Source organism: Thermogutta sp., from assembly GCF_014359955.1.
GTDB lineage: Bacteria > Planctomycetota > Planctomycetia > Pirellulales > Thermoguttaceae > Thermogutta.
In genome coordinates, this window is record NZ_JACIYL010001097.1 from 1 (window position 1) to 1,069 (window position 1,069).

Here is a 1,069-nt window from a genome sequence, read left to right on the forward strand (position 1 = left end):
GTTGGCCAAGAAGGAAGACACCCAGCAAAATCCCGTGTGGGTGAAACTGGCACAGCGCCGGGTGCCGATGGGAGAAAAACTGCAGTTTGAGGTAGGCGCCGGGGACCCGCTGGGAGAGCCGATACCGGGAGTTACGTGGAAGGTGACCGTCATGACGCCTGGCAAAAGGAAGATCCCGGTCACGCTCCAGCCCCGTCAGCAAAGCTGGATGGGGGAATTCCAGCAAACCTTGGAAGCCGGCGACTACCAGCTCGAAGTGCAGGCCTTCCAGGGGAGCCACCTGATCGGTCGGGAGACCGCCCGCTTTCTGGTTATGAAGCGTGATCTTGAGATGGATCAGCCCGCCGCCGATATAGCACTGCTAACGGCGCTCGCCAAGACATCCGGTGGCGAATGTGTTACTGCGGAAGATTTTCCGCGGATTATCAAAGAAATTGAAAAAAGGACCCAATCGCTCGAAGTGCCCGTCGCCACCCGGCGCAGTCTGTGGGATACCTGGCCCACGCTCCTGCTTTTTGCTTTGCTCAATACACTGGAATGGTATCTGAGAAAGCGTTGGGGCCTCGTGTGAAGCGGTCCGGCCGGTGTCGTCCCGATCGTTTTCGATGCCATTTTGCGGCGCGACACCTGGGTTGGTCCCACCTGTCGAAATATTTGTACAAAGTGAATCGTGTGACGGGCTCCGGGAACGGCCGTTGATGCAGCGAGTAAGGAGTTTTCATGACACGTGTGGATGACACGGCTCAATCGTTTGCCGGGATCAGAGTCGTGTTGCTGGGACGTCCAGCCGCGATGACTTTCCGGGAGTTCCGTCGAGAGGTGACAGCAAGGGGATTGATGCTGGCATCATCGTCTGAGGAACCCGCGGATTGGATCGTCATCGGCGAACAATCGCTGTTTTCAGTCGAGGAGGGCGAACTCCAGAAGCTAGCGGAAGAGCTTGCTCAGAAGCAGAGTGGACGGCATGCGGAGATCCTCTGGGAGTCGGAATTCTGGCGAAGACTGGGACTGGTGGAACAATCGCCGGGCGTGCGCGGTCTGTACACGCCGGGTTTGATTGCCCGGCTGG

At 58.2% G+C, this 1,069-nt stretch carries 2 protein-coding genes; both read left to right on the forward strand.

Features of this window, described 5'->3' with window-relative positions:
* On the forward strand, positions 1-571 hold a 571-nt coding region (locus H5U08_RS19620), incomplete at its 5' end, for a hypothetical protein (RefSeq protein WP_297037111.1).
* Between the two features lie 149 nt (positions 572-720).
* Positions 721-1,069 (forward strand): hypothetical protein (locus H5U08_RS19625; RefSeq protein WP_297037114.1); only part of this gene is annotated, 349 nt, incomplete at its 3' end.